This is a genomic window from Lentzea sp. NPDC005914, from assembly GCF_040629405.1.
Taxonomy (GTDB): Bacteria; Actinomycetota; Actinomycetes; order Mycobacteriales; family Pseudonocardiaceae; genus Lentzea.
In genome coordinates, this window is sequence record NZ_JBEXVQ010000018.1 from 14,311 (window position 1) to 28,688 (window position 14,378).

The window sequence follows — 14,378 nt, forward strand, 5'->3', positions numbered from 1 at the left end:
GATGTTGGACTTCAGACTCCCGAGCGAGTACGAGGACCTGCGCAAGACCGTCGAGGAGTTCGCCCGCGACGAGGTCGCCCCGGTCATCGGCGACTACTACGAGCGCTGCGAGTTCCCGTACCCGATCGTGGCGAAGATGGGGCAGATGGGCCTGCTCGGCCTGCCGTTCCCCGAAGAGCACGGCGGCATGGGCGGTGACTACTTCGCGCTGTGCCTGACGCTGGAGGAGCTCGCCCGCGTCGACTCGTCCGTCGCGATCACCGTCGAGGCCGCGACCTCGCTCGGTGCCATGCCGATCTACCGCTTCGGCACCGACGAGCAGAAGGCCGAGTGGCTGCCTTCGCTCACGTCCGGCGAGAAGCTCGGCGCGTTCGGCCTGACCGAGCCGGGCAGCGGTTCGGACGCGGGCGCTCTCGCGACCACGGCCCGCCTCGACGGTGACGAGTGGGTCATCAACGGCACCAAGGCGTTCATCACGAACTCCGGCACGGACATCACCGGCCTGGTGACCGTCGCGGCGGTCACGGGAACCCAGCCCGACGGCCGCAAGGAGATCTCGTCGATCATCGTCCCGTCCGGCACGCCGGGCTTCACGGTGTCGAAGAAGTACTCCAAGGTCGGCTGGTGCGCCTCGGACACCCGTGAGCTGTCCTTCCAGGACTGCCGGGTGCCCGCCGCGAACCTGCTCGGTACGCGCGGCCGCGGCTTCGCCCAGTTCCTGCGGACGCTGGACGAGGGCCGTGTCGCCATCGCCGCGCTGTCCGTCGGCCTGGCGCAGGGTTGCGTGGACGAGTCGGTGCGCTACGCCCATGAGCGCGAGACGTTCGGCGCGAAGATCGGGACGTACCAGGCGATCCAGTTCAAGATCGCCGAGATGGAGGCCCGCGTGCACACCGCGCGCCTGGCCTACTACGAGGCGGCGTCGCGGATGTTGCGCGGCGAGCCGTTCAAGAAGCAGGCGGCCATCGCGAAGCTCGTGTCGTCCGAGGCGGCGATGGACAACGCCAGGGACGCCACGCAGATCTTCGGCGGGTACGGCTTCATGAACGAGTACCCGGTCGGCCGCTTCTACCGCGACGCCAAGATCCTGGAGATCGGCGAGGGCACCTCCGAGGTGCAGAAGATGCTGATCGCCCGCGAGCTCGGCCTTTAGATCTTGGGCACAGCGCGGTCGATGATCGCGCTGAAGTCGGTGTTCTTGGGGAGCGTGCCGAATGCGACTCCCCAGTCACCGCCGAGCCGCGAGCCCAGGAACGCGTCCGCGACTGCAGGGTGTCCGTGCTTGACCAGCAGGGCACCCTGCAGGATCAGCGCCATCTTCTCCACGACCCGGCGTGCCTGCGACTCGTCCACATCGGACAGAGCGGTGCCCAGCTCGTTCAACGCCTTGTCGATGCGTTGATCGACGCCGGAGACGACGCTGAGGAACTCCTGCACCGACTCGGGTTCCTTCTTCATCGCCCGCAGCACGTCCAGAGCGGCGACGTTGCCGGAGCCCTCCCAGATCGACATCAACGGCGACTCCCGGAACAGCCGAGGCATCCCGCTGTCCTCGATGTAACCGTTGCCGCCCAAACACTCCAGAGCCTCGGCCGCGTGCACCGGACCGCGCTTGCACACCCAGTACTTGGTGACCGCGAGGCCGAGCCGCGGCCGGTGCTGCGCAAGCCACATCGCCGCCGTCGTGGCCGCCTCGGACTCCACAGCCAAGTCCGCCAGCACGTTGCGCATCGCCGGCTGGTCGATCAGGTAGCTCCCGAACGCCTTGCGGTGCGCGGCGTGGTGCGCAGCCTGCCTCAGGCCGGCCCGCATGCCTGCCGCTGAGCCGAGAACGCAGTCGAGGCGGGTCATGTTGACCATCTCGATGATCGTCCGCACGCCGCGACCCTCATCACCGACTCGGTGGGCGAACGCCTCGTCGTACTCGATCTCGGCGGACGCGTTGGACTTGTTGCCCAGCTTGTCCTTCAGCCGCTGCAGGAAGAACCGGTTGCGCGTGCCGTCCGGCAGCACCCGCGGCACCAGGAAGCAGGTCAGCCCTCCTGGCGCCTGCGCCAAGGTGAGGAACACATCGGACATCGGTGCCGACGTGAACCATTTGTGCCCGGTCAACACATAGCCGTCGTCGACCGGCTTCGCGACCGTGGTGTTCGCGCGGACGTCCGATCCGCCCTGTTTCTCCGTCATCGACATGCCGGCGATGAGGCCGCGCTTGGTGAGAGGAGCCTTGAGACCGAAGTCGTAGTTCCGAATGGTGAGAAGCGGTTCGTAGATTTCAGCCAGTTCCGGTGCGACGCGCAAAGCGGGCACCGATGCATAAGTCATCGAAATCGGGCATCCGTGGCCTGCCTCGACCTGAGACCACACGTAGAACTTGGCGGCCCTCTCGAGATGCTCGCCATCGACATATGCGTGCAATCCGTGCGAGACGGCGACGTCCATCAGTTCGTGCCACGCAGGGTGGAACTCGACCTCGTCGATCCGGTTCCCGTACCGGTCGTGCGTGTGCAGGACCGGCGGATACGTGTTCGCGAGGCGTCCGCGCTCCTGCCACTCGGCGCTGCCCGCGAGCGTGCCCACCGAGTGCAGTTCGGCGTCGTCGACCCAGCTGAGCAGGGCAGGATCGTCCGCGACGTCGTGACCGCTCAGCGGCGGAACCTGGTTGGTCACCTCGTGCGTAGCCATGCCTCGCACGCTACTACCGGTAAGTAACTTTCGGCAGGGTGCGACGAAAGATCGCTGGCCCATTCGGGCTTTTGGGCGTGCCAACGGCGCTGACGAGGAATAACGTCGTTCTGGTGAGTGACCATGGGCACAGCACGGCCGTTGCTGCGTTGACCGCGCAGTACGCCGCGATGCGCGAAGGTGCGCCGGTGCGGCTCGCGAAGAAGACGTCGAACCTGTTCCGGTTCCGCGCCGAGCAGTCGGGCGGGCTGGACGTCGGCAGGTTCGACCGGGTGCTGGCGGTGGACCCGGTCGGACGCACCGCGCAGGTGCAGGGCATGACCACCTACGAGAACCTCGTCGCCGCAACGCTGCGCCACGGCCTGATGCCGCTGGTGGTGCCGCAGCTCAAGACGATCACGATCGGCGGCGCGGTGGCGGGACTGGGCATCGAGTCCACGTCCTTCCGCAACGGCCTTCCGCACGAGTCCGTGCGGGAGTTGGAGATCCTCACCGGTGACGGCGAGGTCGTGATCGCCAAACCGGACGACGACCTGTTCCGCGCGTTCCCCAACTCCTACGGGACGCTGGGTTACGCGCTGCGGCTGGAGATCGAGCTGGAACCGGTGCGGCAGTACGTCCGGTTGCGGCACGTGCCTTTCGGCTCTTTCGCCGAATGCGCGGCCGTCATCGAGGAGGTGTGTTCGGACGGTTCGGCGGACTTCGTCGACGGCACGGTGTTCTCGCGCGGCGAGATGTACCTGACGTTGGGGCATTACGCCGACATCGCGCCGTACACGTCCGACTACACCGGAAACCAGATCTACTACAAGTCCATCCAGAAACGCCGCACGGACCACCTGACCATCCACGACTACCTGTGGCGCTGGGACACCGACTGGTTCTGGTGCTCCCGCGCGTTCGGTGCGCAGAACCCGGTGGTGCGAAGGCTGTGGCCCAAGCGCTACCTGCGTTCGGACGTGTACCGCAAGCTCGTGGCCAAGCACCGGCAGTTGAGGCCGCGGGTCGACGTGGAACCGGTGATCCAGGACGTGGAGATCCCGGTCGGTGCGTTGGCCGACTTCCTCGACTTCTTCGACCGCGAGATCGGCATCGCGCCGGTGTGGCTGTGCCCGGTTCGCCTGCGTGACACCACGGGATGGCCGCTGTACCCGATGGACAAGGACACGTTGTACGTCAACGTCGGGTTCTGGTCGGAGGTCCCGGTGCGGCCGGGGGAGAAGATGGGTGACCGAAACCGGTTGATCGAGCGCGAGGTGGCGCGGCTGGGCGGTCACAAGTCGCTGTACTCGGACTCCTACTACGAGGAGGACGATTTCTGGCGGCATTACAACGGTTCGCACTACCGGTCCGTGAAGAGCCGGTACGACCAGACGAACCGCTTGCCTGATCTGTACGCCAAGTGTGTCAGGGGACGATGAATGCGGTTGGCCTCCATTTTTCAGCGCATCACAGGTGGCAGCGACGTTCGCTTCCAGGCCTACGACGGCAGTACCGCCGGGCCGGAAGCGGCCTCGGTGTCCATCGACATCAAGACACCGGAAGCCTTGTCCTACCTGGCTTCCGCACCGGGTGAGCTCGGCCTGGCCCGTGCCTACGTGACCGGTCACCTGGAGATCCTCGGCGACGTGCACGCCGGGCTCTCCCAGCTGTCCGAGTTGTCCCTGCGCGAGCTCCCGTGGCTGCAACGCGTCGAGCTGCTGCGGTTCCTGGGCCGGGTTCGCCTGTCGCACAAGGTGGCCCCACCGCCGCAGGAGACCAGGCTGCGCGGCCTGCGTCACTCCAAGGCACGTGACCAGGCCGCCATCGCCCACCACTACGACGTCTCCAACCAGTTCTACGAGTGGATCCTCGGCCCGTCGATGGCCTACACCTGCGCGGTGTACCCGTCGCTGGAGTCCACTTTGGAGGAAGCCCAGTTCGCCAAGCACGACCTGGTCGCGCGCAAGCTCGGTCTGCAGCCCGGCATGAAACTGCTGGACGTCGGCTGCGGCTGGGGCGGCATGGTCATGCACGCGGCCCGTGAGTACGGGGTGCGGGCGATCGGCGTGACGCTTTCTCGCAACCAGGCCGAATGGGCGCAGAAGGCCATCGTCGAGGCCGGGTTGTCGGACCTGGCGGAGGTCCGGCACCTCGACTACCGCGACGTCCGGGAGTCCGGGTTCGACGCGGTGTCGTCGATCGGTCTGACCGAACACATCGGCAAGGCCAAGTTGCCGGGGTACTTCTCGTCGTTGTACGGGAAGCTCAAGCCCGGTGGACGGATGCTGAACCACTGCATCACCAGGCCGAACAACAAGGAGAAAGCGTTGTCCGGGCCGTTCATCAACCGGTACGTGTTCCCGGACGGCGAGCTGGTCGGGCCCGGCCACATCGTGTCGTTGATGCACGACACCGGGTTCGAGGTGCGGCACGAGGAGAACATCCGCGAGCACTACTCGCTGACTCTCGCGGCGTGGAGCCGCAACCTGGACGCGCACTGGGAAGAGGCGGTCGAGGAGGTCGGGGAGGCTCGGGCTCGGGTGTGGCGGCTGTACCTGGCTGCGTCACGGCTCGGGTTCGACCGCAACAACATCCAGTTGCACCAGGTGCTCGGGGTGAAGCTGGACGGGACGAAGTCGCACATGCCGTTGCGCCCGGACTGGCTTTCCTGACCGGTGGCGGGCGGCTCTTCGCCGCCCGCCACGCACTCACGGAGCCGGCACCGGGAACGCCGCCGGGCTGCGCCGCCCGTTGGCCCCGATCGCCCGCACCCCGAAGAACACGTTGTCCTTCGACAGGTCGACGGTGTGCGCCCCGACCGCCCCGAGCGGAATCCGGTGCGTCCAGTCCGCCGCGTCGGTGGGCCGCCACACCACCTCGTACCCGGCCGCGGCGGCATCCACGTCCCACACCAGGTCCGTCTCGTTCGTGAGCCGGTTGGTCCGGATGCGGACGTTGCGAGGCGTCCCCGGTGCCGTGGCGAGCGACCACAGCACGGCGGCGTTCACCCGCGCGACCCGCGTCATGTAGCCGAAGTCGCAGAACTCGGGCAGGTCGCCGTACTGCACGCCGTTCTCCACCCGGACGTTCTGGTGCTGGTGCGCGTAGTCCTCGTGCGGCTCGGTGAACCGTGCGGCAGGGAATCCTCGTTCCAGGAACGGGATGTGGTCGCCGCCGCGCAGATACCGGTCGCGCCGGTAGATCACCTCGACGGTCATGCCGGTGCCCGCGAGGTCGGTGACGAACCGGGCCAGCTGGCGTGACGGCGAGTCGTTCTCGCCGCCGACCGAACGCCGGACCGCCGCCTGCTCGGGCGTCTCCGAGGTGGGCACGCCCTCCGCGAACAACCGGACGACGCCGGCCGCCGAGGCAGGCGCGGCTCCGACGATGTCGTTGGTGAACATGCCCTGCACGCCGGTCAGCGTCGATGCCAGGTGCGCCGCGCCGTACAGGCCCTGCTCCTCGCCGGCGACCGCCGCGAAGACGATCGTCGCGTCCACGACCCTGCCGGCCACGACCCGCGCGATCTCCATGACCGCGGCCACCCCGGACGCGTCGTCGTCGGCGCCCGGTGCGTCGCTGACGGCGTCCAACGGGTCGGAAGCGCGCGAGTCGTAGTGGCCGGAAACGACGTAGATCCGGGACGGGTCCTTGGAGCCGCGCAGCGTGGCGAGGACGTTGGTGATGGTCGTCGCCACCGGCACGCGCGGCGACGGCGGCTGCACGAACGACTGCAGCTCGATCTCGAGCTGGCCGCCGTACGAACGCAGCTCGCGGAAGATCCAGTCCCGCGCGGCCCCGATGCCGCGCACCGGATCAGTCTGACTGGACAGCGTGTGGCGGGTGCCGAACGACACGAGCTTGCGGACGGTCGCCTCGATCCGCCGCTGGTCGATCTCGGTCAGGAGGCGTCGCAGCTCACGATCGGGCTGCTGAGGGGTGGTCGGACGTCCCGGTCCGGTGGGCCAAGCAGCCGGAGACGCGTTGGCAGGGGTAACGGCCACGACCGCGGGGCTCATCGCCGCCGCGGTCATGAACTGTCGTCGACTGGGCATCACCCCGGTCTAGACCTGGGGCGCGCTCCCGCACAAGGGTCAGCTGAGCTGGTCCACGATCTGCTTGGCCTGGTTCGACGGGATCGCGAACCCGATCCCCACGCTTCCGGCCTCACCGCTGCTCGACGCCGGCGAGTAGATCGCCGAGTTGATCCCGATCAGCTCACCGGCCGCGTTCACCAGCGCGCCGCCGGAGTTGCCGGGGTTGATCGACGCGTCGGTCTGGATCGCCTGGTACGTAACGGGTTGCGAGCGGCGCGTCTCACCGGGCACCGTCACCTTGCGGTCCAGTGCGGAGACGATGCCGGTCGTCACGGTGCCCTGCAGGCCCGACGGCGAACCGATCGCCATCACCGCGTCGCCGACCTTCACCGAACCCGAGTCCGCCCACTTGATCGGCGTCAGCCCGGACACACCGGATGCCTGCAGCACGGCGAGGTCCGAGGTCGGATCCGTGGAGACCACGGTGGCCGCGACCTTGCGGCCGTCGTTCAACGTCACCGAGACCTGGCCGCCGGCGGAGGCGACGACGTGGTTGTTGGTGAGGATCTTGCCGTCCGCCGACAGGATCACGCCGGAGCCGAGGCCGTTGCCGACGTTCACCTGCACCACGGAGGGCAGCACGGTCGACGCCACGGCCGACCAGTCCAAAGTGGACGTGTTGGAGATCGTCTGCGCCGACACGGACGAGGACGCCGAAGACGGCGAGTCCGGTGACGCGATGACCGCGCCCGTCACACCTCCGAACAACCCGGCGACGAGCGCCGCCGCGGTGAGCATCGGAGCCGTGCGGCGCCAGAACTTCGGCGCCGGGGTAACGGCGGGCTGCGGTTCCACCAGTGACCCGCTCATGGCGGGGAAGCTCTGCTCGGTCATGACTCCACGATGGACCGCCATCATGTGAGCAACCTGTGGGAGAAGCCGAGAAAACCCTGATAAGAACTAGCTGAGAAGCAGCCTGGCGACGTCCGCGGACGACAGCGGCGGCCCGAAGTGCGGCCCCTGCCCACCCGTCACGCCCAGCGCGGCGAGCCGTGCCGCCTCGGCGTCGGTGCGCACGTCCTCGGCGTACAGCGGCAGCCGCAGGACCGACGCCCACTGCAGCAGGGCGACCGAGGCGCTCTCCTCCACCCGGTTCGCACCCTCGTCCAGCCCGTGCACGACGGTGCCGGTGAACTTCACGCCGCTCAACGGAATCAGCCGCAGCCGGTCGACACCGACGTTGCCGCCGTTCATCTGGTCCAGCACGAGGCCGATGCCGCGCTCGGCCAGGATCGTCAGCTCTTCCAGCTGCTCGTCGTTCAGCAACGCCGGCAGGTGCTCGTGCAGCTCGAAGCGCAACAGGGACGCGGGCAGCCCGGTCCGGTCCAGCACCCGCGCCACCTCGGCGACGAGCTCGGGTTCCTGGCACAGCCGCGGCGGCAGGTCGATCGACAGCACCGGCGTCCTGGAGCCCAACGCCTGATGCCACGCCGCGGCGTGCGAGCAGGCCTCCGCGAGCGCCCAGTGCACGAGCCTGACGATCATGCCGTTGTCGGAGGACTGGTCGGTGAACATGTTCGGGCACAGCACCCCGTGCTCCGGGTGGTTCCAGACGATCTTCGCCTCGAGGGCGAGCACCGACCCGTCGGTGAACGAGTGGACGGGGAGGTAGTCGATCCGGAACTGGCCCTCCTCCAGCGCACCGGGGATCGACGCGGCGAGCGCGTATCTCTCCTTGTCGCGCAGGTCGCGGTCGCGGTCGTACAGCGCCCACTGGGCCTTGCCGTCACGCTTCGCCCAGCCGACCGTGACGTCCGCCGCCCGCAGCAGGTCCACCGGGTCGCCGCCACGGGCCGCGCGAGCCACGATTCCCACGGACGTGGTCACGCCGATGCCGTGAGGACCGACCCAGATCGGCTCCTCCAGCCGGGCGGTGAACTCCTCGACCAGGGCGATCACGCCGCGGACGTCGCGGGGGTCCTTGATCAGGACGCAGAACTCGTCCTCGCCGATGCGCGCGACCTTGCCGACGTCCTCGGAGAACACCGCCCGCAGGTGCGTCGCGACCTGCATCAGCACCCTGTTGCCGGTGTTGTGCCCGAACGCGTCGTTCACGCCGCGGAACCCGTCGATGTCGACCTGCACCAGCGCCAGCGTCTCCGGGCCCTTGGTGCCGACGGCGCCCTCCAGCCAGCCGAGGAACTGCGCCCGGTTCGGCAGGCCGGTCTGCATGTCGTTGAGGCTCTGACGCACGAGCTGCGTCTGCAGTGCGCGCATCTCGTTCATGTTCTCGATCATCGTGACGAAGTACGGCGGCGCGTCTTCCTGTTCACGCACCAACGAGATCGCCATGTGCGTCTGGATCGTCTCGCCGTCGCTGCGGATCATCCGCTTCTCGACCCGGATGTTGTCGTGGTCGGACGCGATCAGCTGCTGGGCCAGTTCCCGCAGCCCCGCGCGGTCGTCGGGGTGCACCAGGTCGCGGCCGCTCATCGTGCGCAGGTCGTCGTGGCTGTAGTCGAGCATCGCCAGCAACGCCTCGTTGATGTCGATGATGTCGCCCTTGAGGCTGCTGACGACGATGCCGAACGCCGCGCTGTGGAAGATCGCCCGGAACTTCGCCTCGCTCACCCGGACAGCGCTTTCCGCCCGGCGCATCGTGTTGATCGCGGCCGTGCGGCTGATCTCCTGCTGGTCGAGCGTGCGGTCGCGCAGCCCCTCGGCGTACCCGGCGGCGAGTGCGGCCAGCTGGGCCGGCGTGACCGGCGTGTGCTCACCGAGGTAGGCGAGCGACTCCTCCAGCGTGGCGGAGGAGATGAAGTCGTTCTCGACCATCGACCGGCCGACCTGCCGAGCCTCGCCCACGCCACCACCGAGCAACTGCTCGACGAAGCCGCCGAGCAGTTGCTCGAGCTTCTCGCGTGTGAGGTTCGCGAGGACGGTGTTGGAGATCGCCGCCGCCCAGCGAACGGCGGGCTCTCGGCTGTCGACCATGTTCATTCAGCTCAGGTGGCCATTCGTGGGGACCGGGTGATCCGCTGATCGATCGTCGGACGCCAATCGATACGCCTGCGCAACCCACTTCCGCCAGATTCGGTCGAACGGGTGACATCCCGCGCGGTACCACCACCGGGTGTGGGTCCAGCGAAACAGCTTACTGATCACGACTGGCCTGTCCAACCGAACCCCGATTCCCGGGCGCGAATCCCGGGATCGGTCACGAATTCACTCGTTTGAACTAATGAATCGCCTTGTCGAACGCCAGCGGACCTATTGTGAGTGGGTCTGTCTCAACGTCGAACAAGGGCGTGTAGCCGGTCGCCAGGTACAGCGCTTTCGCTTCGGGCTGACGCGGCCCCGTCGTGAGGTAGAGTCGGCGGTAGCCGAAGGCCCGTGCCTCCTTCTCCAGCTCTTCCACGACCCGGCGCGCCAGCCCGCGCCGGCGGTGACGCGAGTGCGTCCAGATCCGCTTCAGCTCAGCCGTCTCGTCGTCGAGGCGCTTGAACGCTCCGCCCGCGACCGCCTCGCCGGCCTCCATGAGCAGCAGGAACTGTCCGTGTGGCGGCTCGAACACGTCCGCCGGCCGTTGCATCTCCTCCGCGCCTCTTGGCCCGTAACGGGTCGTGTACTCGTAGGTCAGCTCAGCGACCAGCTGCGCCGCGTCCGGATCCGACTGCCGGACGCGGCGCACTTCGAGGGTGGTCATGCGGCCTTGGCCCGATCCCGCTTCGCGACCTCTTCGCGCACCAGCGGAATCACGTACCGGCCGAAGTCGATCGCGTCGTCCAGCAGGTCGTATCCGCGCGCCGACAGGATGTCCACGCCGAGGTCGTAGTAGTCGAGCAACGCCTGCGCGACGGTCTCCGGGGTGCCGACCAACGCGTTGGAGTTGCCCGCGCCGCCCGTTGCCTTCGCGGTGGGTGTCCACAATGCACGGTCAAATCGCTCACCGCGTTCCGCGACGGCCAGAAGTCGTTGTGAGCCGGTGTTCTCCGGATTCGTCAGCGAATGGCGGCGGCTCAACGGGCCGTTCGCTTTCCGCGCCTCGATCCGCTCCACCGTCCGGTAGGCCTTCTCCCAGGCCAGTTCCTCGGTCGGCGCGATGATCGGCCGGAACGCGACCTGGATCCTCGGCACGTCCGTCCGGCCGGCTTCCTTCGCCGCCTGCTTGACCGACTCGATCTGCTGGGCGGTTTCCGCGAGTGGTTCGCCCCAGAGGCAGAAGATGTCCGCTTCCGCACCACCTGCGGCGTACGCGGCAGGGGAGGAGCCGCCGAACGACACGTTCGGACGTGGCTGCTGCACGGGGAACACGTCGCTCACGAAGTCCGCGAACTTGTAGTGCTCACCGTCGTGGTCGAAGGCGGACCGGCTGATCCAGGCCTTCTTGACGATCTGGATGTACTCGCGCGTGCGGCTGTAGCGCTGGTCCTTGCTGAGGTAGTCGCCTTCGCGCTGCTGTTCGTGATCCGTGCCGCCGGTGATGAAGTGCACCGTCAGTCTGCCATCGCTGATCTGGTCCAGCGTCGCGAACGTCTTGGCCGCGAACGTCGGGTACGAGACGTTCGGCCGGTGTGCCAGCAGGATCTGCAGCTTGTCCAGCTTCGTCACCAGGTACGCCGCTGCCGAAGCGGGTTCCGGCGCACCCGACCCGTACGCGAACAGCACGCGGTCCCACCCGTGCTCCTCGTGCGCCCGAGCGAGCCTGAGCGTGTAGTCCTTGTCGAACGCGCCACCTGAGCGCGGTGTCGTTTCCGACCCGTCGTTCGTGGCGGCGATCCCGAGAAACTCAACTGGCATGGCCGATTCCCCAGTGCTGGTAGTGAGACTTAGGGGTTGCGTTGAGGGAGACGCCATGCCACTCCAGCACCGTCCCGGCTCCGTTCGCAACGACGTCCACAGAGCGGGATTTGCTTGCACACGCGGGGTACTCTAGGGGTGTTCGCGTTGAGGGGCGCGGCTCTTTTCTCGTTGCCCTCCAACGGAAAGACGCGCATGCGCTCACTCGTCGTCATCGGCGGCGGTCCTCGTGCCGCCGGCCTGCTCGAACGCATCGCCGCCCAGTCGCCGTCGCTCGAACTGACCGTGCACGTCATCGACCCCCATCCGCCGGGTGCGGGGCGGGTGTGGCGGCACGCGCAGTCCCCGTTGCTGCGCATGAACTCCATGGCGGAGGACGTGACGGTCTTCACCGACTCGAGCTTTGACGGCCTTGGTCCGGTTCGTCCCGGTCCGTCGTTGTCGGAGTGGGGTGACGTCGACCCGACGTCGTTCCCGTCGCGTCAGGTGCAGAGCAGGTACCTTTCGTGGTTCTTCGACCACGTAAGGAAATCTCTGCCTCCGAACATCTCTGTGACCGTGCATCAGGCGCGTGCACTGAAGGTCGTCGGCAACTGGGTGTGGCTCGACAGCGGGGAGTCGCTGCGGGCCGACGTGCTCGTGCTCGCCCTCGGTCACCTCGACGCCGAACCTGAGCCCGAGCACCGCAAGCTGGCCGAGCACGCTTCCGAGCACGGGCTGGTCTACGTTCCGCCGCTGTACTCCGCCGACGCTGATCTGTCCGAGGTGGCGGGAGATGTCGTGCTGCGCGGGTTCGGGCTCGCGTTCATCGACCTGATGGTGCTGCTGACCGAGGGGCGTGGTGGCAGGTACGAGCGGTCTGACGGCGTTTTGCGTTACCTGCCTTCGGGTTTGGAGCCACGGCTGTTCGTGGGCTCGCGTCGAGGAGTGCCGTATCACTCCAAGACCGATTACCGGCTGCAGGGAACTCGGCCCGTGTTCCCTCACTTCTTCGTCGCGGAAGCGTTGAAGGGCCGTCGTCTGGACTTTCGCGCGGACGTCTGGCCGTTGATGGCCAAGGAGATCGCGTGGGGCCACTACCACGAGCTCTTCACGGGTCATCCCGGTCTGGTGCGGATGCGGTTCGTCGAGTTCGCCACGTCGTTCGCCGCTTTGCCCTGGTACAGCGACGAGATGCGGGAGCTGGAGCTGCTCGCGGTGCCGGACCCGGCCAACCGCATCGACTTCGAACGCCTGGACCGTCCGTTGAGCGGCCTGACCTTCTCCTCCGGCGAGGAGTTCCAGGACCACCTGCGCGCGTACGTCGAGGCCGACGTGGCCCGCCGCTCCGATCCCCGGTACAGCGCGGATCTGGGCGCCTTCCTGGCTCTGCTGTCGGTGTACGGCCAGATGGCACAGGTGATGCCGCACGACGGCTGGTGGCACGGCTACTTCAGCTACCTGGCCTCCGGGCCGCCGCCGGACCGCCTGGAAGAGCTGCTGGCGTTGTCCCGCGCGGGAATCGTGCGGTTCGTCGGCGCCGACATGTGGGTGGAGGCGGTGGACGGCGCGTTCCTGGCGGGCAGCCCGACCACACCCGACGTGGTGCGCGCCAACGGCCTGATCGAGGCACGGCTCCCGACGCATTCCCTGTCCCGCACGGCCGACCCGGTGCTGCGGTCGTTGCGCGCGGTCGGTGACGTCTCGGAGGACGACGCCGGGCTGGTGCGGGTGTCCGCGGAAGGGCGTCTGGTCAACGAGCGCGGCGAGGAGGACCCGGCCCGGTTCGCCGTCGGGCCCTACACCACGGGGAAAGCGTTCGCCGCGTTCGCCCGGCCGAACACGAACGCGCCGGCGTTCAGGCAGAACGACACCCTCGCGCGGGCGATCCTGCGGACGTTAGGCGACTGAGGTGTAACGCCCCTGGTGCCGCACCAGGGGCGTGGCGATGTCGGAGTACGTGATGTCCAGAGGTTCGCCGACGAGCGCGATGTGGTCGCCCACCGCGATCCTGCGCGCGGTCCGGCACCGCAGCCGCACCGACGCGTCCAGCAGCCACGGCACGCCGTCGTCGTCAGGCCGCCAGCGGGTCTCGGCGCCGAACCGGTCGACGTTCTTGGTCGCGAACAGGTCGGCGAGCCCGGTCTGCGCGGCGTCCAGCAGGTGCACGGCGAACAAGGGCGCGGTTCGCAGGACCGGCCACACCGAAGCACCTTCGCCGATCCACACGACGACGAGAGGCGGTTCGAAGCTGGCTGAGGTGAAGGACGAAACAGTCGTGCCCACCGGCCCGTCCGTCCCGTGCGCCGTCACGATCGTGACGGCCTGAGCGTGGTGCCTCAACGCGTTGCGCAGTTGTTCCTTCATCGCAGGACCTTCAGCGCGTCCAGGTCGAAGCTCGTCACGTCGGCGGGCAGCGAAGCCTCGTTGAGGAACAGGGCCTGCGGCACCACAGCCCCCAGTTCGGACAGCACCGGACGCAGATGCACCTCGACGGCCAGCGCGTGCTTGTCCGACGCGGCGATCTGCAGCGGTACGACGACCTTGCCCCGCAACCACCCCGACGGCGCCTGGTCCAGCACGGCCTTCAGCAGCCCGGTGTAGGCGGCCTTGAACGTCGGCGTGGCGATCACCAGGACGTCGGCCTGCCCGAGGGTGTCCAACGCGGCTTTGATCGTGTCCGGTTCCGTGAAAACGGCCGGTGCGAGCGTTGCCGCCTCCACGACCGGGCCTTCGACGGGCACGCCGAGCGCCGAGGCCAGTGCCTCGCGCAGAGCCAGGGCCGCCTGCAGCGTGCGCGAGGCGGGCCGCGGGTTGCCGACCAGAACACCGATCTGCGTCATGCGTTCAGCACAGCCGCAACCGGCGGGACCGTCAACCCGCGTCCAACCCGCG

The 14,378-nt window shown here is 68.0% G+C and carries 12 protein-coding genes; 4 read left to right on the forward strand and 8 right to left on the reverse strand.

The genetic code is table 11. The features are described 5' to 3' along the window. Window position 1 precedes the first annotated feature (1 nt). Window positions 2-1,153: an acyl-CoA dehydrogenase family protein gene (locus ABZ345_RS24955; protein WP_359853196.1), complete on the forward strand. Its 1,152-nt coding sequence runs from the start codon at window positions 2-4 to the stop codon at window positions 1,151-1,153. On the opposite strand, the gene ABZ345_RS24960 is transcribed toward ABZ345_RS24955, so the two are convergent. Next, window positions 1,150-2,685 (reverse strand): acyl-CoA dehydrogenase family protein, encoded by a 1,536-nt coding sequence (locus ABZ345_RS24960; RefSeq protein WP_359853198.1) that lies wholly within the window; start codon window positions 2,683-2,685, stop codon window positions 1,150-1,152. The two genes, ABZ345_RS24955 and ABZ345_RS24960, sit on opposite strands and share 4 nt — an antisense overlap. 170 nt (window positions 2,686-2,855) lie before the next feature. Here ABZ345_RS24960 and ABZ345_RS24965 point away from each other — a divergent pair, with 170 nt between their 5' ends. Further along, window positions 2,856-4,106, forward strand: coding sequence for an FAD-binding oxidoreductase (locus ABZ345_RS24965; RefSeq protein WP_359853642.1), 1,251 nt, complete (start codon window positions 2,856-2,858; stop codon window positions 4,104-4,106). Next, complete coding sequence (locus ABZ345_RS24970; RefSeq protein WP_359853200.1) at window positions 4,107-5,339, forward strand: cyclopropane-fatty-acyl-phospholipid synthase family protein; 1,233 nt, start codon at window positions 4,107-4,109, stop codon at window positions 5,337-5,339. Window positions 5,340-5,375: 36 nt separating this feature from the next. Here the strand turns inward: ABZ345_RS24970 and ABZ345_RS24975 are convergent, their stop codons facing one another. The 5 genes from ABZ345_RS24975 to ABZ345_RS24995 all read right to left on the reverse strand — a co-directional run bounded on the left by ABZ345_RS24975 (window position 5,376) and on the right by ABZ345_RS24995 (window position 11,504). Further along, window positions 5,376-6,722, reverse strand: coding sequence for a M20/M25/M40 family metallo-hydrolase (locus ABZ345_RS24975; RefSeq protein ID WP_359853203.1), 1,347 nt, complete (start codon window positions 6,720-6,722; stop codon window positions 5,376-5,378). A 39-nt stretch (window positions 6,723-6,761) separates the two neighbouring features. Continuing rightward, window positions 6,762-7,598, reverse strand: coding sequence for a trypsin-like peptidase domain-containing protein (locus tag ABZ345_RS24980; RefSeq protein ID WP_359853206.1), 837 nt, complete (start codon window positions 7,596-7,598; stop codon window positions 6,762-6,764). Window positions 7,599-7,664: 66 nt separating this feature from the next. Further along, the gene (locus ABZ345_RS24985; RefSeq protein WP_359853208.1) at window positions 7,665-9,698 is read right to left on the reverse strand and encodes an EAL domain-containing protein; all 2,034 of its coding nucleotides are present in this window, start codon (window positions 9,696-9,698) and stop codon (window positions 7,665-7,667) included. Between the two features lie 244 nt (window positions 9,699-9,942). Beyond that, a complete protein-coding gene (locus tag ABZ345_RS24990; RefSeq protein ID WP_359853211.1) occupies window positions 9,943-10,410 on the reverse strand; it encodes a GNAT family N-acetyltransferase in 468 nt (155 codons plus the stop codon). Continuing rightward, complete coding sequence (locus tag ABZ345_RS24995) at window positions 10,407-11,504, reverse strand: LLM class flavin-dependent oxidoreductase (protein WP_359853214.1); 1,098 nt, start codon at window positions 11,502-11,504, stop codon at window positions 10,407-10,409. Before ABZ345_RS24995 ends, ABZ345_RS24990 begins: the two co-directional genes overlap by 4 nt. Before the next feature lie 195 nt (window positions 11,505-11,699). Here ABZ345_RS24995 and ABZ345_RS25000 point away from each other — a divergent pair, with 195 nt between their 5' ends. Beyond that, complete coding sequence (locus ABZ345_RS25000; RefSeq protein WP_359853217.1) at window positions 11,700-13,394, forward strand: FAD/NAD(P)-binding protein; 1,695 nt, start codon at window positions 11,700-11,702, stop codon at window positions 13,392-13,394. On the opposite strand, the gene ABZ345_RS25005 is transcribed toward ABZ345_RS25000, so the two are convergent. Beyond that, window positions 13,383-13,850: a flavin reductase family protein gene (locus ABZ345_RS25005; protein ID WP_359853220.1), complete on the reverse strand. Its 468-nt coding sequence runs from the start codon at window positions 13,848-13,850 to the stop codon at window positions 13,383-13,385. The two genes, ABZ345_RS25000 and ABZ345_RS25005, sit on opposite strands and share 12 nt — an antisense overlap. Continuing rightward, window positions 13,847-14,326 (reverse strand): NADPH-dependent FMN reductase, encoded by a 480-nt coding sequence (locus tag ABZ345_RS25010; RefSeq protein ID WP_359853222.1) that lies wholly within the window; start codon window positions 14,324-14,326, stop codon window positions 13,847-13,849. The genes ABZ345_RS25005 and ABZ345_RS25010 overlap by 4 nt, the downstream gene beginning before the upstream one ends. Window positions 14,327-14,378: the final 52 nt, after the last annotated feature.

Excerpts from the sequence above, each read along its gene's own strand:
- ABZ345_RS24960 (WP_359853198.1), bottom strand. The coding sequence starts at position 2,685 with ATGGCTACGCACGAGGTGACCAACCAGGTTCCGCCGCTGAGCGGTCAC.
- ABZ345_RS24965 (WP_359853642.1), top strand. The coding sequence starts at position 2,856 with ATGCGCGAAGGTGCGCCGGTGCGGCTCGCGAAGAAGACGTCGAACCTG.
- ABZ345_RS24955 (WP_359853196.1), top strand. The coding sequence starts at position 2 with ATGTTGGACTTCAGACTCCCGAGCGAGTACGAGGACCTGCGCAAGACC.
- ABZ345_RS25000 (WP_359853217.1), top strand. The coding sequence starts at position 11,700 with ATGCGCTCACTCGTCGTCATCGGCGGCGGTCCTCGTGCCGCCGGCCTG.
- ABZ345_RS24970 (WP_359853200.1), top strand. The coding sequence starts at position 4,107 with ATGCGGTTGGCCTCCATTTTTCAGCGCATCACAGGTGGCAGCGACGTT.
- ABZ345_RS24980 (WP_359853206.1), bottom strand. The coding sequence starts at position 7,598 with ATGACCGAGCAGAGCTTCCCCGCCATGAGCGGGTCACTGGTGGAACCG.
- ABZ345_RS25005 (WP_359853220.1), bottom strand. The coding sequence starts at position 13,850 with ATGAAGGAACAACTGCGCAACGCGTTGAGGCACCACGCTCAGGCCGTC.
- ABZ345_RS24985 (WP_359853208.1), bottom strand. The coding sequence starts at position 9,698 with ATGGTCGACAGCCGAGAGCCCGCCGTTCGCTGGGCGGCGGCGATCTCC.
- ABZ345_RS24995 (WP_359853214.1), bottom strand. The coding sequence starts at position 11,504 with ATGCCAGTTGAGTTTCTCGGGATCGCCGCCACGAACGACGGGTCGGAA.
- ABZ345_RS24990 (WP_359853211.1), bottom strand. The coding sequence starts at position 10,410 with ATGACCACCCTCGAAGTGCGCCGCGTCCGGCAGTCGGATCCGGACGCG.
- ABZ345_RS25010 (WP_359853222.1), bottom strand. The coding sequence starts at position 14,326 with ATGACGCAGATCGGTGTTCTGGTCGGCAACCCGCGGCCCGCCTCGCGC.
- ABZ345_RS24975 (WP_359853203.1), bottom strand. The coding sequence starts at position 6,722 with ATGCCCAGTCGACGACAGTTCATGACCGCGGCGGCGATGAGCCCCGCG.